The 21,023-nt window shown below is 68.8% G+C and carries 24 protein-coding genes; 13 read left to right on the top strand and 11 right to left on the bottom strand.

Annotated elements, in window-relative coordinates:
- The first annotated feature begins 239 nt into the window (after positions 1-239).
- The 5 genes from ACFY2X_RS03960 to ACFY2X_RS03940 all read left to right on the top strand — a co-directional run bounded on the left by ACFY2X_RS03960 (position 240) and on the right by ACFY2X_RS03940 (position 4,151).
- Positions 240-593: a YbaB/EbfC family nucleoid-associated protein gene (locus ACFY2X_RS03960; protein ID WP_329087916.1), complete on the top strand. Its 354-nt coding sequence runs from the start codon at positions 240-242 to the stop codon at positions 591-593.
- A gap of 3 nt (positions 594-596) precedes the next feature.
- On the top strand, positions 597-1,196 hold the full coding sequence (gene recR / locus ACFY2X_RS03955) for a recombination mediator RecR (RefSeq protein ID WP_389931915.1): 600 nt from the start codon (positions 597-599) through the stop codon (positions 1,194-1,196).
- Positions 1,189-1,722: a DUF5063 domain-containing protein gene (locus ACFY2X_RS03950; RefSeq protein ID WP_389931913.1), complete on the top strand. Its 534-nt coding sequence runs from the start codon at positions 1,189-1,191 to the stop codon at positions 1,720-1,722. Before recR ends, ACFY2X_RS03950 begins: the two co-directional genes overlap by 8 nt.
- A 90-nt stretch (positions 1,723-1,812) precedes the next feature.
- Positions 1,813-3,087: an aspartate kinase gene (locus ACFY2X_RS03945; protein ID WP_389931911.1), complete on the top strand. Its 1,275-nt coding sequence runs from the start codon at positions 1,813-1,815 to the stop codon at positions 3,085-3,087.
- Entirely contained in the window at positions 3,084-4,151 is a 1,068-nt protein-coding gene (locus ACFY2X_RS03940) for an aspartate-semialdehyde dehydrogenase (protein ID WP_389931909.1), read from the top strand. The genes ACFY2X_RS03945 and ACFY2X_RS03940 overlap by 4 nt, the downstream gene beginning before the upstream one ends.
- A gap of 330 nt (positions 4,152-4,481) precedes the next feature.
- Here ACFY2X_RS03940 and ACFY2X_RS03935 read toward each other — a convergent pair whose 3' ends face one another.
- On the bottom strand, positions 4,482-5,228 hold the full coding sequence (locus ACFY2X_RS03935; protein ID WP_389931906.1) for a hypothetical protein: 747 nt from the start codon (positions 5,226-5,228) through the stop codon (positions 4,482-4,484).
- Positions 5,229-5,382: 154 nt separating this feature from the next.
- On the opposite strand from ACFY2X_RS03935, the gene ACFY2X_RS03930 reads away from it, so the two are divergent.
- A complete protein-coding gene (locus ACFY2X_RS03930) occupies positions 5,383-6,057 on the top strand; it encodes a TetR family transcriptional regulator (protein WP_389931904.1) in 675 nt (224 codons plus the stop codon).
- An 82-nt stretch (positions 6,058-6,139) separates the two neighbouring features.
- Entirely contained in the window at positions 6,140-6,916 is a 777-nt protein-coding gene (locus tag ACFY2X_RS03925) for a hypothetical protein (RefSeq protein WP_389931902.1), read from the top strand.
- A 100-nt stretch (positions 6,917-7,016) separates the two neighbouring features.
- Here ACFY2X_RS03925 and ACFY2X_RS03920 read toward each other — a convergent pair whose 3' ends face one another.
- Complete coding sequence (locus ACFY2X_RS03920; RefSeq protein ID WP_389931900.1) at positions 7,017-7,649, bottom strand: hypothetical protein; 633 nt, start codon at positions 7,647-7,649, stop codon at positions 7,017-7,019.
- A gap of 171 nt (positions 7,650-7,820) precedes the next feature.
- On the opposite strand from ACFY2X_RS03920, the gene ACFY2X_RS03915 reads away from it, so the two are divergent.
- Both ACFY2X_RS03915 and ACFY2X_RS03910 read left to right on the top strand, forming a co-directional pair.
- Positions 7,821-8,789, top strand: coding sequence for an LLM class F420-dependent oxidoreductase (locus tag ACFY2X_RS03915; protein ID WP_389931898.1), 969 nt, complete (start codon positions 7,821-7,823; stop codon positions 8,787-8,789).
- Positions 8,790-8,892: 103 nt separating this feature from the next.
- The gene (locus ACFY2X_RS03910) at positions 8,893-9,231 is read left to right on the top strand and encodes a YkvA family protein (RefSeq protein WP_389931896.1); all 339 of its coding nucleotides are present in this window, start codon (positions 8,893-8,895) and stop codon (positions 9,229-9,231) included.
- On the opposite strand, the gene ACFY2X_RS03905 is transcribed toward ACFY2X_RS03910, so the two are convergent.
- A complete protein-coding gene (locus ACFY2X_RS03905; RefSeq protein ID WP_389931894.1) occupies positions 9,212-10,408 on the bottom strand; it encodes an amidohydrolase family protein in 1,197 nt (398 codons plus the stop codon). The genes ACFY2X_RS03910 and ACFY2X_RS03905 overlap by 20 nt on opposite strands.
- 182 nt (positions 10,409-10,590) lie before the next feature.
- On the bottom strand, positions 10,591-11,316 hold the full coding sequence (locus tag ACFY2X_RS03900; protein WP_389931893.1) for a tyrosine-protein phosphatase: 726 nt from the start codon (positions 11,314-11,316) through the stop codon (positions 10,591-10,593).
- A 125-nt stretch (positions 11,317-11,441) separates the two neighbouring features.
- Between ACFY2X_RS03900 and ACFY2X_RS03895 the strand changes: the two genes are divergently transcribed.
- Positions 11,442-12,155 carry a hypothetical protein gene (locus ACFY2X_RS03895; protein ID WP_389931891.1) on the top strand — a complete coding sequence of 238 codons (714 nt, stop codon included), beginning with the start codon at positions 11,442-11,444 and terminating at the stop codon, positions 12,153-12,155.
- Between the two features lie 32 nt (positions 12,156-12,187).
- Here ACFY2X_RS03895 and ACFY2X_RS03890 read toward each other — a convergent pair whose 3' ends face one another.
- Complete coding sequence (locus tag ACFY2X_RS03890; protein ID WP_389931889.1) at positions 12,188-12,973, bottom strand: SURF1 family protein; 786 nt, start codon at positions 12,971-12,973, stop codon at positions 12,188-12,190.
- A 183-nt stretch (positions 12,974-13,156) separates the two neighbouring features.
- Here ACFY2X_RS03890 and ACFY2X_RS03885 point away from each other — a divergent pair, with 183 nt between their 5' ends.
- Entirely contained in the window at positions 13,157-13,795 is a 639-nt protein-coding gene (locus ACFY2X_RS03885; RefSeq protein ID WP_389931887.1) for a VC0807 family protein, read from the top strand.
- Here ACFY2X_RS03885 and ACFY2X_RS03880 read toward each other — a convergent pair.
- Complete coding sequence (locus ACFY2X_RS03880; RefSeq protein WP_389931885.1) at positions 13,758-14,267, bottom strand: winged helix-turn-helix transcriptional regulator; 510 nt, start codon at positions 14,265-14,267, stop codon at positions 13,758-13,760. The genes ACFY2X_RS03885 and ACFY2X_RS03880 overlap by 38 nt on opposite strands.
- 87 nt (positions 14,268-14,354) lie before the next feature.
- On the opposite strand from ACFY2X_RS03880, the gene ACFY2X_RS03875 reads away from it, so the two are divergent.
- Positions 14,355-14,951, top strand: coding sequence for a GNAT family N-acetyltransferase (locus ACFY2X_RS03875; RefSeq protein WP_389931883.1), 597 nt, complete (start codon positions 14,355-14,357; stop codon positions 14,949-14,951).
- Between the two features lie 26 nt (positions 14,952-14,977).
- Positions 14,978-15,574, top strand: coding sequence for a TetR/AcrR family transcriptional regulator (locus ACFY2X_RS03870; RefSeq protein ID WP_389931881.1), 597 nt, complete (start codon positions 14,978-14,980; stop codon positions 15,572-15,574).
- A gap of 72 nt (positions 15,575-15,646) precedes the next feature.
- Here the strand turns inward: ACFY2X_RS03870 and ACFY2X_RS03865 are convergent, their stop codons facing one another.
- The 5 genes from ACFY2X_RS03865 to ACFY2X_RS03845 form a co-directional block, all read right to left on the bottom strand.
- Positions 15,647-15,958: a hypothetical protein gene (locus tag ACFY2X_RS03865; protein ID WP_389931879.1), complete on the bottom strand. Its 312-nt coding sequence runs from the start codon at positions 15,956-15,958 to the stop codon at positions 15,647-15,649.
- Between the two features lie 231 nt (positions 15,959-16,189).
- Positions 16,190-17,257, bottom strand: coding sequence for a TIGR04500 family putative peptide maturation system protein (locus ACFY2X_RS03860; RefSeq protein ID WP_389931876.1), 1,068 nt, complete (start codon positions 17,255-17,257; stop codon positions 16,190-16,192).
- A 2-nt stretch (positions 17,258-17,259) separates the two neighbouring features.
- Positions 17,260-18,249 (bottom strand): MvdC/MvdD family ATP grasp protein, encoded by a 990-nt coding sequence (locus tag ACFY2X_RS03855; RefSeq protein WP_389931874.1) that lies wholly within the window; start codon positions 18,247-18,249, stop codon positions 17,260-17,262.
- A 180-nt stretch (positions 18,250-18,429) separates the two neighbouring features.
- On the bottom strand, positions 18,430-18,579 hold the full coding sequence (locus ACFY2X_RS03850) for a hypothetical protein (protein WP_389931871.1): 150 nt from the start codon (positions 18,577-18,579) through the stop codon (positions 18,430-18,432).
- Between the two features lie 79 nt (positions 18,580-18,658).
- Complete coding sequence (locus ACFY2X_RS03845; RefSeq protein ID WP_389931869.1) at positions 18,659-20,833, bottom strand: peptidase domain-containing ABC transporter; 2,175 nt, start codon at positions 20,831-20,833, stop codon at positions 18,659-18,661.
- Positions 20,834-21,023 lie beyond the last annotated feature (190 nt).

Genomic DNA, 21,023 nt, shown 5'->3' with positions numbered 1-21,023 from the left:
ACGCGAAGGGTGATTGGGCGAACGCAACGTGTGTGCAACGTGACTTCGGTTACCTTCGGATCACACGCAGTCGCATGCGGCCGCTCCGTTGCGTGTGACGTCGGGTCCCGGACGTCTGGAGGGGGGCCGGGACCCGATCAACCCTGCTCACTGGGAACACGTGCTCGTGCCAGTACAAGACCTGGCCGGAACCCCGTAGGCTCGTGACGACTGATGTCATGGACGAGGAGCACACGACAGTGAACCCAGGGGATGTAAACCTGCAGCAGCTGCTGGAGCAGGCACAGCTCATGCAGCAGCAGCTTGTGAGCGCCCAGCAGGAGCTGAACGACGCGGAGGTCGAGGGATCTGCGGGCGGCGGACTGGTCGTGGCCACGGTCAACGGCGGAGGCGAGCTGCTTGAGTTGAAGATCAGCCCGGAGGCGGTCGACCCGGGTGATCCGCAGGAGACGGCCGACACCATCGCCGATCTGGTCATCGCGGCCATCAGGGATGCCGTTCGCGCGGCCGCCGACCTCCAGCAGGAGAAACTCGGCCCGCTCGCACAGGGGCTGGGCGGCGGAGGCGGGCTCGGACAGTTGCCCGGATTCTGAGCCATGTACGAAGGGGTCGTTCAAAACCTGATCGACGAGCTGGGCATGCTGCCCGGCGTCGGTCCGAAGAGCGCACAACGAATCGCCTTCCATCTGCTGGCCGCGGAGCCGGCCGATGTGAAGCGCCTCGCTCACGCGTTGCTGGAAGTCAAGGAGAAGGTTCGCTTCTGCCGGATCTGCGGAAACGTCGCAGCCGAGGAGGAGTGCCGGATCTGCCGTGACACCCGGCGTGACTCCCACGTCATCTGCGTCGTCGAGGAGTCCAAGGACGTGGTGGCGATCGAGAAGACCCGCGAGTTCCGGGGCCGCTACCACGTGCTCGGCGGGGCGATCAGCCCGATCGACGGAATCGGCCCCGACGACCTGCGCATCCGCGAGCTGATGACGCGCCTGGCCGACGGCCAGGTGACCGAGTTGATCCTTGCCACGGACCCGAACCTCGAGGGAGAGGCGACGGCGACCTATCTCGCCCGTCTGGTGAAACCGATGGGTCTGAGAGTCACACGACTGGCCAGCGGCCTGCCGGTAGGCGGTGACCTCGAATATGCCGACGAGGTCACCTTGGGCCGCGCGTTCGAAGGAAGGAGGCTGCTGGATGTCTGACGACGCGTGGAGTGCTCTCGCCGACCGGATCGCGGGGCACGCGGAAAACTACATCTACGGCGTGACCCGGCTGGCGGGCGGTGAGGGCGGTGACGCCATCCTGCCGCTGCTGCTGGTGGAGGTGGCGCAGGTCAGCTCCGCGGGCGCGCAGCTCGGCGCCAGCCAGGACGTGATCCTGGCCGGCAACTGGGAGCCGCATCTGAGCGAGGACCCGGACGTCGACGGCGTCCGTACGGCTCTCGCCGAGCGACTGGGCCCGGTGGACGACTACGCCGAGGTTTTCGACCCGTACAAGGACACCTCGGTCACCGCGTACCGGTTGTCGGACGACCTGACCGCCGTGGCCGCCGATCTCATCCACGGCCTCCGGCACTACAGGGCGGGCCGGCCCCTGGAAGCTCTGTGGTGGTGGCAGTACTCCTACTTCAACACCTGGGGTAACCACGCCGGAGCAGCCATGCGCGCTCTTCAGGCCCTTGTCGCGCATACGCGACTTGACGTGGCAGAAGAGCGTACAACGGTGTGATCGTCCACATGCTGGGCTAAACCAAAGATGCTTACCAGAGCGCCAGTAGACTGAGAGCTCCACAGCCCTAGATTGCTTCGGAGACATCTCGTGGCGCTCGTTGTTCAAAAGTACGGTGGTTCGTCCGTCGCCGACGCGTCCTGCATCAAGCGGGTCGCCCAGCGGATCGTCGCGACGAAAAAAGCCGGCAACGATGTCGTCGTGGCGGTCTCCGCGATGGGCGACACGACGGACGAGTTGCTGGACCTCGCCCAGCAGGTCTCGCCGCTGCCGCCGGGTCGCGAGCTCGACATGCTGCTGACCGCAGGTGAGCGGATCTCCATGGCGCTGCTGGCGATGGCGATCGCCAACCTCGGCTACGAGGCGCGCTCGTTCACCGGTTCGCAGGCCGGTGTGATCACCACCTCCTCCCATGGGCGCGCTCGCATCATCGATGTGACCCCCGGCCGGATCCGCGAGGCCATCGACGACGGTCAGATCGCCATCGTGGCCGGATTCCAGGGTGTCTCCCAGGACACCAAGGACATCACCACACTCGGCCGGGGCGGTACGGACACGACCGCCGTCGCGCTCGCCGCCGCCCTGAACGCCGACGTGTGTGAGATCTACACCGATGTGGACGGCGTTTTCACCGCGGACCCGCGCATCGTCCCGGCCGCCCGCAAGATCCCCAAGATCTCCTACGAGGAGATGCTGGAGATGGCGGCCTGCGGCGCGAAGGTCCTGCATCTGCGCTGCGTCGAGTACGCTCGCCGCTTCAACCTGCCGATCCACGTCAGAAGCTCGTTCAGCGCCAAGGAAGGCACGTGGGTCGTCTCCGACCCCAACAGTGAAGGAACAGAGATGGAGCAGCCGATCATCTCCGGCGTCGCGCACGACCGGAGCGAGGCCAAGATCACCGTTGTCGGGGTTCCCGACAAGGTCGGCGAGGCTGCCATGATCTTCAAAACGCTGGCCGAGGCCGAAGTCAACATCGACATGATCGTGCAGAACGTGTCGGCGGCGGCGACGGGCCGGACGGACATCTCCTTCACGCTGCCCGCGAGCGACGGCTCCACGGCGCTCACCGCGCTGAAGAAGATCCAGGAAGACATCGGCTACGAATCGCTGCTCTTCGACGACCAGATCGGGAAGGTGTCGCTGATCGGCGCGGGCATGCGCTCGCACCCCGGCGTCACCGCGACGTTCTTCGCCGCCCTCGCCAACGCGGGGGTGAACATCGAGATGATCTCCACCTCGGAGATCCGCATCTCGGTGATCGTCGGGCAGGACGAGGTGGATGCCGCGGTCGCGGCCGCGCACCGCGCGTTCGATCTCGACGCCGACCAGGTTGAAGCCGTGGTTTACGGAGGTACCGGGCGATGAGCCGCAAGCCCACTCTTGCTCTGATCGGTGCGACCGGTGCCGTGGGCACCGTCATGCGCGACATCATCTCCAGCCGGGAGGACGTCTACGGCGAGATCAAGCTCGTCGCGTCCGCCCGTTCGGCCGGCAAGGTCCTGCAGGTCCGCGGGGAGGACGTGGTCGTCCAGGAGCTGACCCCCGAGGTCTTCGACGGCGTCGACATCGCCATCTTCGACGTGCCGGACGAGGTCTCCGCCGTGTGGGTGCCGATCGCCGCCGAGCGCGGGGCGGTCGCCATCGACAAGTCGGGCACCTTCCGGATGAACCCCGAGGTTCCGCTGGTCGTGCCGGAGGTCAACCCCGAGGCCGTGCGCAACCGGCCGCTGGGCATCATCTCCACCCCCAACTGCACCACGCTGTCGATGATGGCCGCGATGGGCGCGCTCCACGAGCAGTACGGCCTGCGCGAGCTGGTGGTCGCCTCCTACCAGGCGGTCTCCGGTGCGGGCGTGGCCGGTCCGGCCCGCCTCTACGACGAGGTCGAGGCTCTCGCGGGCGACCGTACGGTCGGCCAGACCGCCGGTGACGTGCGCAAGGCCCTGCAGAACAAGCTGGGTGACAGCGAGTCGCCGTTCCCCGCGCCGATGGCGTTCAACGTGGTGCCGTGGGCGGGCTCGCTCAAGGACGACGGCTGGGCCTCCGAGGAGATCAAGCTCCGCAACGAGTCCCGGAAGATCCTCGGGATCGACGACCTGAAGGTCTCGGCGACCTGTGTCCGCGTCCCGGTGATCACGACCCACTCGCTGGCCGTGCACGCGACCTTCGAGCGCGAGATCACCGTCGCCGACGCGCACCGGGTCCTGGAGGCCGCCCCGACCGTGGTCGTCATGGACGACCCGGCCAACGGCGTCTTCCCGACCCCGATCGACGTCGTCGGCACCGACCCGACCTACGTGGGCCGGGTCCGCCAGGCGCTCGACTTCCCCAGCACCCTCGACCTGTTCGTCTGCGGGGATAACCTCCGCAAGGGCGCGGCCCTGAACGCGGCCGAGATCGCCGAGCTGGTCGCGGCCGAGTTCGCGTAATTTCCGCGCGACTCCCGCGTGGGTTCGTCTCCCCGACGTGGGGCGGGGAGCGTCTTTTCGCCGTACGGCGGCGTTCGGCGCCGCCGTACGGCAAGCACGCCGTGCCGGTGTCACGGCGTGCGGTGAATCACCGTGCCGGTGTCTGCCGGTGCCGCGCGTGCGTGGTCGAGCCGGTGCGAGTCCGTGCGGGTGAGAGAAGGCTTTCAGCGGCCCCAAGCGCTCCAGACGGCCCCAGGTGATCCCAGGTGACCCCAGACGACCTCAGATGGCCCAGACAGCCTCAGATGGTCCGTGGGGGCGTCCGCTGGTCCGTGGGGACGTCTGCGGTGTTCAGCGGAAGAGAATGTCCCAGTGGTCGGGTTCGCGGGCGTAGATGGTCCGTGAGGACCGGTAGAGAGGGGCTCCGTCGCCGCGGATGCGGTCGAAGCCGTGCGTGTGCGTGATGTAGTGATTAATGCAGTTGTTGGGCTTTATATCCAGCTTGTAGCCCCGGTAGTGGCTGTAGCGGCCGGGAGCGTGGCCGGTCTCGGTGCCGCCGGTGATGACCACCGGGCAGTCGCTGCGGCGCTTCAGCGCGATCACTTTGGCCACGGTGGCCGCCCGTACGGCCTCCAGCGAGGTGCAGGTCCTCACTTCGCGGTTGTTGCATCTCCCGGATGACTTCCAGGACAGGCCGGCCTCCCTCAGCTGGCTCGCGGCCTGCCCCTGGCTGAGCCGTACCGGCAGGCGGCGCCTGGCCTCCGCCTCCGCCTTTGCTCCTGCCCCCGCCCCTGCCCCAGCTCCTGCTCCCGCCCCCGCTCCCGTGCGGGTCGCCGTCGCCCGCCGGTACAGGGCCCGCACGTAGCGCCGGGCCGCGCCCAGGATGGCGATGGGCGAGGTCCGGGCCGCCGTGGCGGTCCGGGCCCCGTAGGGCCAGGCCACCGCGGGCGAGTTCACGACCATGATGACGGTGGCTAAGCGCGCCGCCTCGGCCGCGGCGGTGCCGTCCGAGGCCAGCGCGATGATCGATATCTGCAGAGCCAGCAGTGTTCCGGCGGTAAGCCTGGCCGCTCTCTGCGCGCAGGGGCGTTTCCCCATCATTTATCCCTTGTCACGGGAGCCCTTCCACCAAAAGGATCAATCCCACATTCGAACCGGTATGACCCCTCCGGCCGATCGGATTTTGCCCTGTGGCGGTGATCACCGTGCGGCTCGATGACCTAACGGGGTCGTGAGTCGTACAGTGACGAACGTGGCCGAGCCGACCCAGAGAAACCGGAGATCAGACAAGACCCGCGAAGTCATCGTCGAAACCGCTTTGCGGCTGTTTCGCGAGCGGGGATACGAGGCCACCACTATGCGGGCCATTGCCTCCGAGGCGGGGGTCTCCGTGGGCAACGCCTACTACTACTTCGCCTCCAAGGAAGCCCTGATCCAGGCGTACTACGACCGGGCGCAAGCCGAGCACGAGGCCGCCTGCGAGGAGTTGCTGGCCACCGAGCGCTCCTTCGCGCTGCGGCTCGGCGGGGTGCTGCGGGAGTGGGTGCGGGTCTCCGAGCCGTACCACGAGTTCGCGGTGAAGTTCTTCAAGCACGCGGCGGAGCCGAGCAATCCGCTCAGCCCGTTCAGTGCCGAGTCGTCGCCCGCGCGGGACTCGTCGATCGCGATCTACCGCAGGGTGGTGGAGGGGTCGGCGGACCGGATGGACGCCGACCTCAGGGCCGAGCTGCCCGAGCTGCTCTGGTTGATGTCGATGGGCGTCGTGCTGTTCTGGGTGCACGACACCTCGGAGGGCTGCCGGCGGACCTATCGATTCATCGAGCTCATCGTTCCGCTGGTGGATCGGCTGGTCGGGCTCTCCCATCTGCCGGGTTTGCGGGGTATTGCCAGGGATTTCATCGCGGGGGTTCACGAACTTCGCATGTGAAGTCCGTTCCGAACCACGAGAATTAGCGTAACGAACACATTACCCTCGGTAGTTACTTTGGTGGCGAGTTCGAGGGGGTCTCATGGGCTGGGTGACCGTGCTGGTGATCGCGACGGTCGCGATCACGCTGATCGCGCTTCTCATGCTCAGGCGAAAGGGAAAGGGAGACGAAGGCCAGGGAGCGGCGTCGGTGGACTTCTCCGCCAACCTCGCCCTCGCCGTCTATCTGCTGGTGCTGGCCTATGCCGCGGTGCTTTGCCGGGACGCGCTGGCGACGTCGCGGACCGATGTCCAGGCCGAGGTGGAGACGCTCACCGAGATGTACTGGTCGGTGGCGCCGATCCCCGAGGCGGCGCCGGTCCGGACCCAGATCCGGGAATACTCCGCGCAGAGCGCCGCTCTCGACTGGCCGCTGATGGCCGAGGGTGAGATGTCCCCGATCCCCGGGAGGATCCTTGAGGACATGCGCGCCGCGACGATCCGCCTGCGGCCGGTAGGTGACGCGAACAAGAGCCTCCAGCAAGACGCGATCAGCCGGGCCTCCGAGGTCGCCCACGCGCGTGCGGTCCGCGCCGACGACGCCGATGCGGGCCTGGAGAGCATCTTCGTGATCTCGATGATCATCTCCGGGCTGCTGGTGATCGCGTTGCCCTGGACCCTCGGGGTGAAGCCCACACGCCCCTCGATCATCGGTGACGCGGTCCGGGCGAGCGTGGTCCTCATCGGTATCGCCTTCATCATCCTGATCAGCCATCCGTTCAACGGCCTCGGCGCGGTCGATTCCAGCGCCTTCAGGGACGTGCAGAAGCAGTACGACCAGATCGACACCCAGTTCCCGCTGCGGCTTCCCGCCGACTGACCGGCCCTTCCCGATCACGCGAATCATACGAATCACGCGAAGACCCGCCGCTGGAGCTCATCCGAGCCCGTCCACCGGCGGGTCTTCGCGTGTCCGGTCGCTATCGGCGGGACCTGCCGCTCAGCGCGGGGGCCGCGCTGACCGCGATCACGCCGGTGAAGACCATCAGGATGACCAGTTTGCGATCGGTGCCCCGGCGCCGTTCGGCGTAGCGGTCCAGCACCGACTGCCTGTTCATGACGCGGGGAGAGGCGGACGGCACCACCGGCCGGGGTTCGGGGGACCGGGAGGGGCTCGGCGTGACGACCTTCGGCGGGGCGACGGCCGGGCGGGGCCGCGGCGGGGGTGGTTCGGCGGGTGGAACCACCGTGGGCCGGGGCGTGGGCGGTTTCGGAGTCTCCGGAGGCGGCTTGGGCGTGGGGTATCCCGGCTCCACCGGCGTCGGATACGGCGACGTCGGATATCCCGGCTCGGGAGGGGGAGGGTATCCCGGCTCCGGCTCGGGAAGGGTGGGATCCAGCCCGTATCCCGACGTGGAGGTCGCTCTGAGGGCCACCGGATGTCCCGGCTTCGAGAGCGCTCTGAGGGCCGTTTTCGCGCCTGGGCCCTCGCCCAGGTCGGCGGCCGACGCCGCACCGCCCGCCAGTCCGGCCAGCACGGGCGCGGCCACACAGCTCGCCAGAACCGCCGCGCCCAGTGATCCACGTCGTTGCTTGCCTCGCCGCTTCATCATCACTTAAACGTTCTAACACCTAACGCATGGTGATGAAGGGGTAAACGACCGTACCGTAAAGATCGTTCCGGCGCGCATACCGTCCGGTTGGCATGTTCGGCCTATTGACGGCGCCCCGGGCGGGTGCGGCAAGCTGAATCAGAATTTGGTTCTGGACAGGGAGGCGGCACGATGGCTACCGGCGCACGCTGGGGGATGACGATCCCCTTCCACGACCGCACGCTGGCCGAGTCCAGGGAGCTGATCGCCGAGCTGCCCGAACTCGGCTACACCGACGTCTGGTCCGCCGAGGTCAACGGCGTCGACGGCTTCGTGCCGCTGGCCCTGTCCGCCGGATGGGCTCCCGGCGTACGGCTCGGCAGCGCGATCGTCCCCGTCTCCACCCGGGGCCCCGGCCTGCTGGCCATGTCCGCCGCCACTCTCGCCGACCTCGCCCCCCACCGGTTCGTCCTGGGCATCGGGGCCTCCTCCCCGGTCATCGTCGAGAGCTGGAACGCCGGTGAGTTCGCCAAGCCGTTCGCGAGGACCAGAGACACCCTGCGCTTCCTGAAGAGGGCCCTCGCGGGGGAGAAGGTCACCGAGAAATACGAGACGTTCGAGATCAAGGGCTTCAGGTTGGAGCGCGCTCCCGAGGTTCCGCCGAAGATCGTGCTCGCCGCGCTGCGGCCCCGCATGCTCCGGCTGGCCGCGGCCGAGGCCGACGGCGCGATCACCAACTGGCTCTCGCCGCAGGACGTGCGGAAGGTCAGGGCCGAGATCGCGCCGGACACCGAGCTGATCGCCAGGCTCTTCGTGTGCGTGAGCGAGGACGCCGACAGGGTGCGTGAGCTCGGCCGTCGGATGCTCGCCGGATATCTCACCGTCCCTGTCTACGCGGCCTTCCACGACTGGCTGGGACGCGGCGAGGTGTTGCGGCCGATGCACGAGGCCTGGGCGGCCGGTGACCGGAAGGCGGCGCTCAAGGCGATCCCGGACGAGGTCGTGGACGCGCTCATCGTGCACGGAGACGCCGAGACGTGCCGGGCCAGGATCCAGGAGTATGTGGACAGCGGGCTGAACACCCCGGTGCTCGCCCCGATCCCCATCGGCGGGGTCTCGGTCGCGCAGGCCGTACGGGATCTGGCCCCCGGCGGGAGGTGACCGTCTCCGGCGTGTGGGAACCTCGTGCGGAGGGCACGCGTTATATCGTGAGATGGCGGGGTAGGACGCCGCCAGACGAACGTGCTCCCGAGGAGGTTCCCCCATGGCGAAGGCGGCGCGTGCGGCACAGGCCTGGCGGACGTACAAGCAGGTGACCACGCCGGGCTCCCCCGGTCTCGGCACCCGCCTGCGGGCCATTCCACGGATGATCGGCGCGGTGGCGCGCGGGCGGTATCCCGGGATGGGCAGGAGCAAGCTGACCCTGATGGGTCTCGGCGTGCTCTATATGATCTCGCCGATCGATGTCATTCCGGACTTCCTGGTGCTCATCGGGGTGGCCGACGACTTCGGCGTCTTCCTGTGGCTGACGGGCTCGCTGCTCGGCGAGAGCGGGCGCTACGTCGACTGGGAGCGCAGGCGCGTCACAGCTGTTCCATCCTGAGCCAGGCCCGAGACGGCAACGGGTGGCCGAACAGGCGGGCGGCGTTGCCGTAGGCCACCCTGGCGATGTCGGCGGGCGGCAGGCTGCCCAGGCTCGCCGCGACGGCCTGCTGCGTGTCGGGCCAGGTGGAGTCGGAGTGGGGATAGCCGCTCTCCAGCAGGACGTGCTCCAGCCCCACGGCGAGGCGCACCCCCGACAGGGCGTGGTCGTTGAGCGTGCCGAAGAAGAAGTTGCGGCGCAGGACCTCGCTGGGCTTCAGGCCGCCCTCCCAGGAGGCCTCGCCCGCGACCGGGTGGTCCAGCGCGTAGTCGGCCCGCTCGGCCAGCATCGGCAGCCAGCCCACGCCGCCCTCCACGATCAGGATCCGCAGCGCGGGGAAGCGCAGCGGCACACCCGACCAGAGCCAGTCGGCGCAGGCGAACATGGCACTCGTCGGCATCAACGTGGTGATCGCCTCGATGGGGGTGTCCGGGGACGGCACCGGGGCCCAGGAGGCGGCGCCCGCGTGCAGGCAGACGACGGTGCCGGTCTCCTCGCAGGCCTGGAAGAACGGGTCCCAGTGGTCGCTGTGGATGGACGGCAGGCGCAGCCGCGTGGGGAACTCGGGGAAGAGCACGGCCTTGAAGCCGCGGGCCGCGTTGTCCCGGATCTCCTTGGCCGCGATCTCGGGATCGGTCAGCCAGGGAAGCTGCAGGGCGATGATCCGCTCCGGGTAGGTGCCCGCCCAGACCTCCACGTGCCAGTCGTTCCACGCCCGCAGGACCGCCAGGCCCAGCTCCTGGTCACGGGTTTTGGCGAAGACCATCCCTGACTGCAGGGCCAGCATGCCGGGGAAGCACAGCGCCGCCCAGACTCCGGCGCGGTCCATGTCTTCGATCCGGGCCTCGATGTCGTGGCAGCCCGGCCGCATGTGCTCGAACCGCACCGGGTCGAGCGTCCACTGCTCGCGCGGCAGGCCGGCGCCCACGTCGAGCCCGGCGCAGGGGTAGGTGGCCCCGCCGTATCGCCAGACCTGGTGACCGGAGTCGGTCTCCACCACCTTGGGGGCGAGATCGGCGTATTTCTCGGGGAGCCGGTCCTCGAACATGTCGGGCGGCTCGATCAGGTGGTCGTCGGCTGAAACGATCACATAGTCCCGCCGCCTTGGCTCGGGATCGGGCAGCAGCGGCGTAGTCACGCGGTAAACCGTACGTCGCTGGCATAACACTCATCAAGCTGCGAGGTCTCCGCTTGGTATCTCTGTCCGCCGCGACAGGCCCGGGGTCGCCGTCGGGGGAAGGCAACGACCCCGGGGGGCGGGCCCGCCGGGAGGGTGCTGCTCGTGGCGGGCCCTGAGGGATCTTCCTACCCTGAGATCGTCTAAATATTGGGATTTTTCAAAAGATGATCCTGAAGAGTTTGTATGACCTCTTTGTCTAACTCCAGCGTTCGCAGGCAGTAGTCGCGAACCGAGCCGAGTTCGGTCAGGAACAACCGCATCGCTTCGGCGGGCGCCTGGCCGAACCCCGGCCACGGCACAGGCTCGCCCGGATGCTCCTCCTGCCAGGAGGCGATCATCCGGGGCGTGGCCAGCCCGGTCAGCGCGTAGTCGGCGATCACGTCGTCCTCCGCCACCGAGAGCAGCCGCAGGATCAGGGCCGTGAGCACCCCCGTGCGGTCCTTGCCCACCGCGCAGTGGATCACCACCGGCGCGTTGTCCGCCTCGGCGATCACCTCCAGGGCGCTCCTGAGCTCAGCTTTCCCGTCGTGGGCCACCTCGTGGTAGCGGTCGGCCAGAAACCGGGCGACCCCGGCATCCGGGTGGTAGTCCTCTTGGACGTTCCAGAGCCGGTGCTCGACCGCGAGGTTGTGGTAGCGCGGCCCGTGCGGCGCCCGGCCTCGTCGCTCGATCTCCTCGGGGTGACGCAGGTCGATCACCGTCCGAACGCCGAGCGTGTGAAAACGGTCGAGGTCGTCGTCGGCGAGCCAGTGCAGCGAGCCCGACCGGTAGAGCCGCCGCCAGCGCACCTCCCGCCCGTCTTCGGTGGCGTAACCCCCCACGTCCCGGAAATTATGCAGCCGCGCGAACTCGATATGCCGGATCACGCGCTCCAACCTACCGAGGCGTGGCGGCCGGTAAAGGGGCGTCAGAGGCTCTCTTCACGCTCACCGGCGCCCGTCGCCCCCGTCATGGAATCGCAAAGTTTCGACGATGAGGTAGTAAAGAAAGCGTGATCCCGCATCCAGGTGAGGGGAAGGACGGCTGGCGGCGCGCCGCCCGGATCGGCGGACTCGCCGTCCGGATCGTGTTGCTGCTGGTCCTGCTCTGGGGTGCCCTCGTCGTCGCGCTGAGCCTGTCTCCCTCTCCGCGGACGCCGGCCGAGTTCCGCGCCGCCGTGGCGGCCGGCCATGTCTCCGACATCCGCTACCGGGTGGAGGACGGGAATGTCCGCTCCCTGCGATGGGCCGAGGGCCCGCTGAACTGGCACGAGATCGACGTGCTGTCGCTCGGCGACGGTTCGCGGGCCTACACCTCCGAGGAGTTCTGGAGGGAGGTCAGCGGGCTCTCCGTGGAGCCGGTCCAGATGGACGGCCGCACCAACCGCGGGGGGATCATTCCCGACTGGCCGTTCGAGGCGCCCTTGCCCAGGGGCGCCTGGGTGATCGGTGCGGCGTGGGTGGTCACTTTTCTGATCATGCTTGGTTCGGTGCCCCGGCTGGGCAACCGCTGGGCGTGGTTCTGGCTGTTCACCGTCGGGCAGATCGGCGCGATTCTCTTCCTGCTGCTCGAACCCCGGTCCCTCTGGTCCGGGGCCGGAGAGCGGCCCGTGCCGAAGGGGAGGCTGACCGGCGGGCAGGGATGCCTGATGTCGATCGGCCTGTCCATCCTCGCCGGGTTCGCCGCGCTGGGCGTCGGCGCACTCGTGAGGCTGGTTCTCGGTTAGACGCCACCGGCCGGTGCGTCGCAGGCCTCGGATCAGGCGTCGACGGGCTGGGTCCCTTTCCTGTCCGCCTCGGCCCTGAGGTCCGCGGCCTCCCTGCGGATCAGCAGCGCCCAGCCGCCGATCGCGATCCCGATGAACAGCCACCACTGCACGCCGTACGCCAGGTTGAGCCCGCCGCCTTCGCCGACGTCCGGTTCGGGCACCGGCGCCGGTGCGGCGGCGGCCTTGGGCGCCTGCGCGGTCAGCTCCACGTATCCGCCGAAGAGCTTGTACGGCAGGCCGCGCCCGATCGCCTCGGTGTCGATCAGCAGGACCTGCCCCGGGGGAAGGCCCTCACGGTTCCGGATGCCCGAGGACTCCTCGGTCTCTCTAGGGCGTAGCCGGCCGGTGACAGTCACCTTGCCCGGACTCGGCGCTGGGACCTCGGGAAGGGCGTCCGCCGTGGCTCCCGACCTGACCCAGCCCCGGTTCACCAGCACCGCCTGGCCGTTGCCGGTGTCCAGCGGGGTGAGCACGTAGAAGCCGACCACGCTGTCCTGGGTGCGGCGGCGGACCAGGAGCTGGTGGGCCGCGTCGAACGTTCCGGTGGCCGTCACGGTGCGGTATTTGTCTTGCTCGCGCACGCTGCCGCCGGGCGTGGTCAGCTTCTCCACGGGCACGGGGGCGGCCGCCAGGTTGCTGGTGGTCTGGTCGCTGGTGGTGGACCGCTCCTCATAACGCCCGAACTGCCACCGGCCCAGGAAGACGAAGGCGGGGATGACCAGCAGCACCACGATGTGGAGCGCGACCCAGCGGGGAGTCAGAAGGAACCGGTACACGCTCCCAAGGGTAGGCACCGTGGGCACCGCCCTGTCCTTCGAGTGCGTCTTTCGACGTAGTAGGGTGCTCCGAACCGCTCGATCGTCGAAGTCATGGAAAGTCCGCCGGACACTCCGGGCATCCCGTACGGTCGGATGGATCCGTCCCCCGGAACGTTCCGCCACCTCCGGAGCCCGCCCCTGATGACTCTGCTCCTGACGCCCCCCGCGGTTCCGATCGCATTCCCCCGCCTCGGGGCTCTGCTGCGGCATGCCGCTCCCCGGGTGCTGGAGGGCATGATCCTCCCGGTCGCCGTCTTCTACGCCGGGCTGGTGTTCTTCGGTCTGTACGGCGCGCTCGCCGTGGCGGTGGTCTGGGTTTACGGCGGAGTGGTCTGGCGGCTGGTCAGGCGCAGGCCGGTGCCCGGCACGATGCTGCTGGCGGCCGGGACGATCACGGTGCGGGCGGTGCTGGCCGGGGTGACGGGGAGCCCGATCCTGTTCTTCCTCCAGCCCTGCCTGGGGGTGTTCTGCGCGAGCATGGGCTTCCTGCTCACCGCGACGCTGCGGCGGCCACTGGTGCAGCGGGTGGCGACCGACCTGGTCCCGATCCCCGATCACCTGCTGGAACATCCGCGGATGCGCCGCTTTTTCGTGGGGCAGTCGGTGCTGTGGGGCTGTGCCCAGCTCGTCAACGCGGCGCTGAGCCTGTGGCTGCTGTTCAGCCAGACCACGGAGACCTATCTCGTCGTGCGGACCTCGGCGGTCGCGGTGCTGCTCAGCGGCACGGCGCTGATCTCGGTGCTCAGCTTCCGGCGCTGCCTGCGCGCGTTGCAGCGCTGAGGCGCAAGCCGGGTCCGGGAAGCGCGGTGACCTCCCGGGGGCCCGAGACCTCGTGGCCGTCGGCGCAGCGGAAGTGCTGCTCGATCGGGGCTCCGCAGCCGCGATGGGTGAGGATCATGGGTGGGCCGTCCTGGTCGGCGAGATAGCGGTCGCCCCACTGCATCAGCGCCACCAGGATGGGATAGAGGTCCAGCCCCATCTGCGTCAGCCGGTATTCGTCTCGCTGGCGCTGGCCGGGCTCGCGGTAGGGGACCTTGCGCAACAGCCCTTCCTCCACCAGCCGGGCCAGCCGGGCGCTGAGCACCTGCCTGGGCGCTCCCGTGGCGGTCTGCATGTCGGCGAAGCGCCGCACCCCGCTGAACGCCTCCCTGATCACCAGGAACGTCCACTTTTCACCGACGATGGACAGGGCGCGCTCGATAGAGCAGTTTTCCACCCGGAAGGGCACGTTGCGGAGGGGTGCCTCGGTCATGTCCGCATCGTAAGCCGCCATGACATCACCTCCAACGACACCTGAGTCTAATTGACATACCCAGCAGCATGACGAGAACCTAGATCTATGATGCGAACTCAGCTCGTGCGACCGCGCCGCGATCCGGTGCGGGCCACGCCCGGGGACGCCGTCGAGATCCGACCGGCGCGGGTGGACGACGAGGAGCGGGTCCGCCGCTTCCTTGAGGGACTGTCGAACCGGACGCAGGTGCAGCGGTTCTTCACCGTGCTGAGCCGCCCGAGCACGAGCCTGGTCAGGGCGCTGCTCGCGGTGGACGAGCGACGGGACGCGCTGCTCGCCGTACACGGGGAAGCCGTCGTCGGCCACGCGATGAGCTTCAAGGGGAGCGGGACCGATCTGGAGATAGCGGTGGTGGTGGCCGACGAGTGGCAGGGGCGAGGGCTCGGTTCCCGGCTCGTCCGCGAGCTGCTCCGCCGGGCTGAGGGCGCAGGGGCCCGGACGCTGGGGATGGAGGTGCTCGGCGACAACCGCAGGGTGCTCGCGATGGTCCGCCGGGCATGGCCGGAGGCGACGATGAAGGCCTCCGGCGGATCCGTCGAGGTGGTCGCGACGATGGATCCCCTGCCCGGACCGGGGCGCCCCGGCGACTGGGGCGTTATGATTTCCCTGGCCCACGGCGTCTCTGGGGTATTTGCGGAATAAGGTTCTGTTGCCGCACCATTGGCCTTGTGAAGAGTGCCAAGAGCGGACGCGACGGCCGTACCCGGATCATCGAGGGCGCCCTACGCCGGTTCAGCCAGGACGGTGTCTCGGCCACCACGCTGGCCAGCCTCCGGGCGGAAAGCGGCGTCAGCGTCGGTAGTTTCTATCACCACTTCGTCAGCAAGGAACACGTTTTCGGCGTGCTCTACGCGGACACCCAGCGGATGTACCAGGAGGCGTTCCTCGCCGAGCTGCGGCGTCACGAGGGTGCGAAGGAGGGCATCGAGGCCATCGTCGCGATGCACATGGCCTGGTGCGGTGAGAACCGCGAGCGGGCTCACCTGCTGATCAGCGAGCGCCCGCCCAAGCGTGACGAGCCGGGCGGCACCGAGGTGTCGGAGACGCGCCGGGCGTTCTTCAAGCAGGTCTCCGAATGGTGGCGGCCGCACATGAAGAACGACCTGCTCCAGCCCGTCCACGCGACCATGTGTTACGTGCTCTGGCTCGGTCCGGCCAACGAGATGTGCCGCCTGTGGTTCGCCGGAGCCCACCAGCCCACCCAGGAGGAGATAGCGGGTCTCTGCGAGGCCGCCTGGCAGAGTCTGCGCCAGCAACCCGCCTGACCGCTGAAGGTGAGAGCCGCCGCGAGAGTGCTCCGGCCCGGATCACGGGGGCTCCTCCGGGCCGGAGCGGTCTCAGTGCACCCCTGCCAGCTGCCGCAGCCGGGTGGGGACCCGCCAGATCTCCTCGTCCAGCGAGATGTCCAGTCGCAGGTCCTGGCGCCGGCGCCGCAGCCCGGGTACGCGCACCCGGTCGCAGACGTCGAACCTGCCGCGCCGGGGATAGCCGAATCCCAGCTCTCCGGGGAAGACCCGCAGCTCGTCCTGATTTCCGCACCGGGGGCAGGTCCAGGCGACCAGATCCATGCCCCGGTTGTAGTCGTGGCAGGCGCGGAAATACTCGTCAGGGCGGAAACGGGACTCACAGGCGAAACAAGGGATCAACATCACGAATCCTTTAGGGCAGGTATCGCTGCCACCAAGAATTACCGCTTCGCGCTTGAGGTCCGCTTGCAGAACGCTTACGCCGTTCTGTAACAGTCTCATCACCCAGGGTGTGGCTCGCCGGTGCGGCGTCTGACACCAGGCGCCTGCAGGATGGGCTGGCTGAGCGAGTAGCCGCAGCGCGACGAAGGCGTGCGTGACGGTGAGATAGGCCAACCGTGCCGCGGACAGCCGTCACCCCCCGGCGAGCTCGGGTCGGACTTCCCTCAGCGTGGCGTTGAGCGCCTCCGTCCTGGCCACCGTGCCCCACTGCCACTCGACGGTGGCCTCCGCGCGCCGCTCTGCGAGCCAGTCATCGAAGAGCCGCTCCTCAATCGTTCGGCGGACGGCCTCGTCGAGCACCGCCGGCCGGACGTGGAGCACCCGGGCGCTGGCGAAGCCTCCGTCCGAGGGGAAGGGACCGAGCACGTCGCCCTCCCGGGCACCCTCGGCCGGGAGGGTCTTCCTGCGCACCCCCTCCACCTGGAGGGTCGCGCCGCCGCCCAGCACCTCCCGGGTGGCTGCGGGAAAAGGGTCGTCCGCGCGCAGGAGCCCGGCCGCGATCGCCGCGGCCTCGGCTCCCGGATAGCGCAGCCGCAGGATGTACAGCAGGTCGAAGTCGTCACGACGGGCGGCGAAGACCTCCTCGGCGCGCCCCGCCACGATCCGGCGGCGCAGGCGCGCCGCAGCGGCCTGGCCGGCGACCAAGTCCTCGAGACCGGCGTGGGTGAGCCCGTGCCGGTCCATCCACTCCAGTGTGGCCCGCTCGGTCAGCAAGCCCTTGGCGCGGCGGAAGGCGTCCATGGCCTCCTGGAGCTCGGCATCGGTCAGCCCGACCGTGCCGCTGTGGACCTCCTCCTCGACCAGGCGGGCGTTGACCAGACGTTCGGCCAGCCGTACATCGTCCCAGAGCACATCCAGGATGGAGATCGCCTGGCTCATGGAAGTGTCGACCCCGTTGATGCGCATGATGATGTCGTCACCGCTGTGCTGGCTGCCGCGCAGCGGCCAGGGCAGAGCCCGGTCCGGGGAGAGGGCCAGTGAGACCGTGCCATCCGCCATCCTGATCAACAGATCGTAGTGGTACGTCCCGTCGGCGGGTTCGCGACGCCACACCAATCGCATCGGCACACCGGGATGGCGGTCATGGAGAGGAGCCAGCTGCTTCCTCGCCCCCTCCGGCTGGGTGTCCGTCATCTGGCGGAGACAGGCCAGCGCGTCCATCAGAAGGGAGGCGGGAAGACGGTCAGACGGTACGGACACGCTCAAGCTCCTTCAAGCAGGACGTCGCAGACAGCCTCGCTGATCGGCAGGCCGGTGAGCTTCTCGATCCAGAGCCACTGGCCGTTCGGGTTGATCTCCAGGAAGAAGTAGCGGCCTTCGGGGGTCAGGATCAGGTCGATGGCCCCGTACCGCAGATCGAGCCGGTTCAGCAGGGCCAGACATCGGGCGGCGACCTCGTCGGGCAGCCGGTGAACCAGGTGCGGGGTGGCCTGGATGTCGTAGCGCCGCCAGTCGAGGCGGGACCGGTTGGACGCCTGGGAGTGGATCTCGGCGGCGAAGACCCGCCCGCCCACCGCGGTGACCCGCAGTTCGACGCTTTTGGGTATCCGCTCCTGCACAATGATCGGGCAGAACCGTAGCGCGTCGGCGTAGGCCACGTCGCGGGGGGAGACCGTCTCGCAGTATCGCGCGACCATGCCGCCGTCCGCCAAGCCCTGCACCCAGGGGGTGTTCAGCGGCTTGGTGATGATCTGGCCGTCGTGCCGGTCGTGGAAGTCAAGGAAGGCCTCCGCGCTCGTGGTGATCACTGTCTCCGGGACCACGAAGCCGAGCTCGGCCGCCAGAGCCAGCTGGAACGACTTGTGCCCCGCCCGGCGGAGGATCGACTCCTTGGCAGGGAATTGGGGGCAGCCGAGGTGCTCCCAGAGCCCCGTAAGAAAAGTCTGACACTCCTTGGCGACGTAGTCCGCGATCGCCGGGTCGGTGAGGGCGGGGTCAGGCTCCACGGGCATCGGGCGACGCAGCCACAGCGCCGCCAGGCCGTCCAAGTCGACGGTCTCCCCTGACGTGCTCAGGAACCTGCGAACCTGTCCGCTCCGGTAGGTCAGATCGACCTGCCCGGCCACCGGGTAGCGCCGGGGATCGAAGATGGTGGTGCGCGCCCCGCGCCTGGCGAGGTGTTCGCGGACGAGCGTGGTATGCGGATCGTCCTCGTGATCGTAGGTGAGGACGAGCACATGAGGGGGAGGCAACGAGGTCCCTTCGTGGTGGATCCCGGTGCGGGGCGTCCGGAACGCCCCGCACCGGATGCTCCCGGGCCTAGCCCGGCCGGGAGCCCGTGCTGTCTATGGCGGCCGCCGGGCCGCCTGGCTCGCGAGAGGCCGGCCGCGCCCCACCCGCGAGGTCAGGCGATCCCGGCGGTCATTCGGCGGCTAGTAGATCCAGTCGTCGGTGTAGCAAGCGTCGTTGATGTAAGTGCCGCAGGTGTCGATCGGCGGCAACCCCCCGCTGACGCCGAGAAGCCGGCTCTCGTCCAGCTCCACGCCGACGGCGGCGATGTCGGCGAGCTTGGTGCGCGACATGGTGCTCCTTTCCCGTTGGAGACCCCTGTGGGCCTCTCGCGATCCACACTGCGCCACCCGGCTTGTGGATCACTTGTGTCTAGGCTTGTGGATCACTTGCGTCCGGTGAAACGTCTTGCGGACCCGCCAGCCGGGCGTACGGCCCGCCCGCGCGCAGCAGCTTCTCGTGGGTGCCCGCCTCCACGACGCGGCCCCTGTCCAGTACGAGGATCAGGTCGGCATCCCGCACGGTGCTCAGTCGGTGGGCGATGACGACGCGCGTCTGGTCGAGCCGCGCCAGGTTCGCCTCGATCGCCGCCTCGGTCGTCGTGTCCAGGTGGCTGGTGGCCTCATCCAGGAGCAAGAGCCTCGGCCGGGAAAGCAGCGCCCTGGCCAGAGCGATGCGCTGGCGCTGCCCACCGGACAGGCCGCTGCCTTCGGCCAGCCGGGTGTGGTATCCCATCGGCATGGCCACGATCTCCTCGTGTACACAAGCCAGCCGAGCCGCCTCAGCCACCTCCTCGGCCGAGGCGTCGGGGGCGTTGAGCGCGATGTTCTCGGCGATCGTCCCGGTGAACAGCACGGGCTCCTGCGGAACCACCCCGAACTGGCGGCGGAGCGCGCTGGGGTCGAAACGAGAGGCAGGCACCCCGTCGTACCGGATCTCACCCTCATCCGGGGAGAAAAGCCCGAGCAGTAACCGGGCGAGGGTGCTCTTGCCCGATCCCGATCGCCCCACCAGGGCAATCTTCTGCCCGGGGGTCACCTCCAAGCTGACACCCCGCACGACCCACGGCCCCTCAACCGCATAGCGGAAACCGACCCCGTCCAGACTGATGCCGCCGGCCAGGGGCATGGTCACCGCGTCGATCGGGACAGGCTCGGCTTCCACCTGCCAGACATCGGTCAGGCGCTCGGCGTACGGCCTGACCACCTGAAGCGACCGGAGACCACCAATGAGCGTGGTCAGCAGCGACAACGCCACGGCGGCCAGCGCCTGCAAAGCGAGCATCTCGCCCAGAGAGAGCTCTCCCGAGACGACCTGCCGGGCTCCAACCCAGACCAGAACCAGCGGGGCGGTGAACCGCAGGGTGTCGAGGGCCGCCTGCTGCACGCCCTGTGCCCGGCCGCTGCGCCAAGAGTGCTCCGTGTGCGTGGCCAGCAGTTCCGTCCACCGGTGCCGGACGCGCGACTCGGAGCCCGACGCCTTGACGCTCTCAATGCCGCGCACGGCCTCCACGAGCTGGCTCTGGACGTCGCTGCGGGTGGTCGTCTCGCGGTGGGCCAAGTCGCCGACATGCCGCCGGGTGGCCAGCAGCAGGCCGATCTGTGCCAGCACGAACGCCAGCAAGCAGGCGCTGATCAGCGGGCTTCGCGCTGTGATCATGGCCAGGTAGCCCAGCGCCAGCGGGCCGTCGAACAGGGCGAGAAGCGCCTGGCTGGTGAGGACCTCTCTGATCAGCACGGTGCCCATGACCCGGTTGGACAGATCCACCGAGCCGCGCAGGGCGAAGAACCGATACGGCGCCGCCAACAGCCGCGTCCCCGTGGTCTCCAGCAGGTCGGCATCGGCCCTGACCCGCAGGGACGCGAGTGCGCACGCGCGCAGTGCCCCCAAGGCCGCGTGCGCAGCGAACGCGGTCAGCACGCCCAGCCCGAGCACGGTGACCAATTCCCCCTCGGCTGAGAGCACCACTCGGTCCACGATCACCCCGGTCAGGGCGGGAAGCAGAAGCCCGAAACCCTGCAGGATGACACCAAGCAGGAACAGCAGCGCGATCAGGCCGCGCCGGGCGGCGAAGGCCGCACGGGCGAACCCGGCCCACCAGTGGCCATGCCCATCGCCGAAGCGCCCTCGGGAAAAGTCCGGCCCGGGCTCGAAGACCAACACCACCCCGCTGAAGGACGCGGCGAACTCCTCCTCGCTCACTCGGTGACGGCCCGCGCCCGGATCTACGATCTCGACCTGGCCTCGGCGATACCCCTCCACAACGACGAAGTGATGGGACCGCCAATGCGCGACCGCGGGAAGAGGGACGTGCGGGAGCTCGGAGGCGGGGATGGAAAACGCCCGCGCGGTGAGGCCTCGACGGCGGGCGGCGCGGATCAGGCTCAACGCGGTCGTACCGTCGCGCCCGACGCCTAGCTCGTCGGAGAGCGCGCGGACGGTGGTGTGGTGCCCGTGCGCGCCCAGGACCATGGCGAGGCAGGCGGCACCGCATTCGGGCAAAGCGTTCTGGAGTTTGATCTGGACTCTCGACCGACTGAACTTCACGAACCCCGAAGTGTCCTCTAGCCCACTGGCATCCGGCTTGGAGACCGCTGGAGCGCCCAGGAACCCTTGCGCTCCTGTGCGTGCCAGAAATTCGACCGCCCTACGCGACCTGCGCATACTCGTGGATTGCCGCGGGGACGGACGGGTCGAGGGAGACCCGGGGCACGGGCGAGATGCCGGCTCCTGCGGC

This window comes from Streptosporangium sp. NPDC000396, assembly GCF_042898655.1.
Lineage (GTDB): Bacteria > Actinomycetota > Actinomycetes > Streptosporangiales > Streptosporangiaceae > Streptosporangium.
The sequence above is the reverse complement of the archived record's forward strand: the minus strand, read 5'-3'. Positions and strand labels throughout refer to the sequence as shown.

Coding starts and splice junctions, on each gene's coding strand:
- recR (WP_389931915.1), top strand. CDS start 597: ATGTACGAAGGGGTCGTTCAAAACCTGATCGACGAGCTGGGCATGCTG.
- ACFY2X_RS03950 (WP_389931913.1), top strand. CDS start 1,189: ATGTCTGACGACGCGTGGAGTGCTCTCGCCGACCGGATCGCGGGGCAC.
- ACFY2X_RS03940 (WP_389931909.1), top strand. CDS start 3,084: ATGAGCCGCAAGCCCACTCTTGCTCTGATCGGTGCGACCGGTGCCGTG.
- ACFY2X_RS03935 (WP_389931906.1), bottom strand. CDS start 5,228: ATGGGGAAACGCCCCTGCGCGCAGAGAGCGGCCAGGCTTACCGCCGGA.
- ACFY2X_RS03925 (WP_389931902.1), top strand. CDS start 6,140: ATGGGCTGGGTGACCGTGCTGGTGATCGCGACGGTCGCGATCACGCTG.
- ACFY2X_RS03920 (WP_389931900.1), bottom strand. CDS start 7,649: ATGATGAAGCGGCGAGGCAAGCAACGACGTGGATCACTGGGCGCGGCG.
- ACFY2X_RS03915 (WP_389931898.1), top strand. CDS start 7,821: ATGGCTACCGGCGCACGCTGGGGGATGACGATCCCCTTCCACGACCGC.
- ACFY2X_RS03910 (WP_389931896.1), top strand. CDS start 8,893: ATGGCGAAGGCGGCGCGTGCGGCACAGGCCTGGCGGACGTACAAGCAG.
- ACFY2X_RS03885 (WP_389931887.1), top strand. CDS start 13,157: ATGACTCTGCTCCTGACGCCCCCCGCGGTTCCGATCGCATTCCCCCGC.
- ACFY2X_RS03880 (WP_389931885.1), bottom strand. CDS start 14,267: ATGACCGAGGCACCCCTCCGCAACGTGCCCTTCCGGGTGGAAAACTGC.
- ACFY2X_RS03875 (WP_389931883.1), top strand. CDS start 14,355: ATGATGCGAACTCAGCTCGTGCGACCGCGCCGCGATCCGGTGCGGGCC.
- ACFY2X_RS03865 (WP_389931879.1), bottom strand. CDS start 15,958: ATGTTGATCCCTTGTTTCGCCTGTGAGTCCCGTTTCCGCCCTGACGAG.
- ACFY2X_RS03850 (WP_389931871.1), bottom strand. CDS start 18,579: ATGTCGCGCACCAAGCTCGCCGACATCGCCGCCGTCGGCGTGGAGCTG.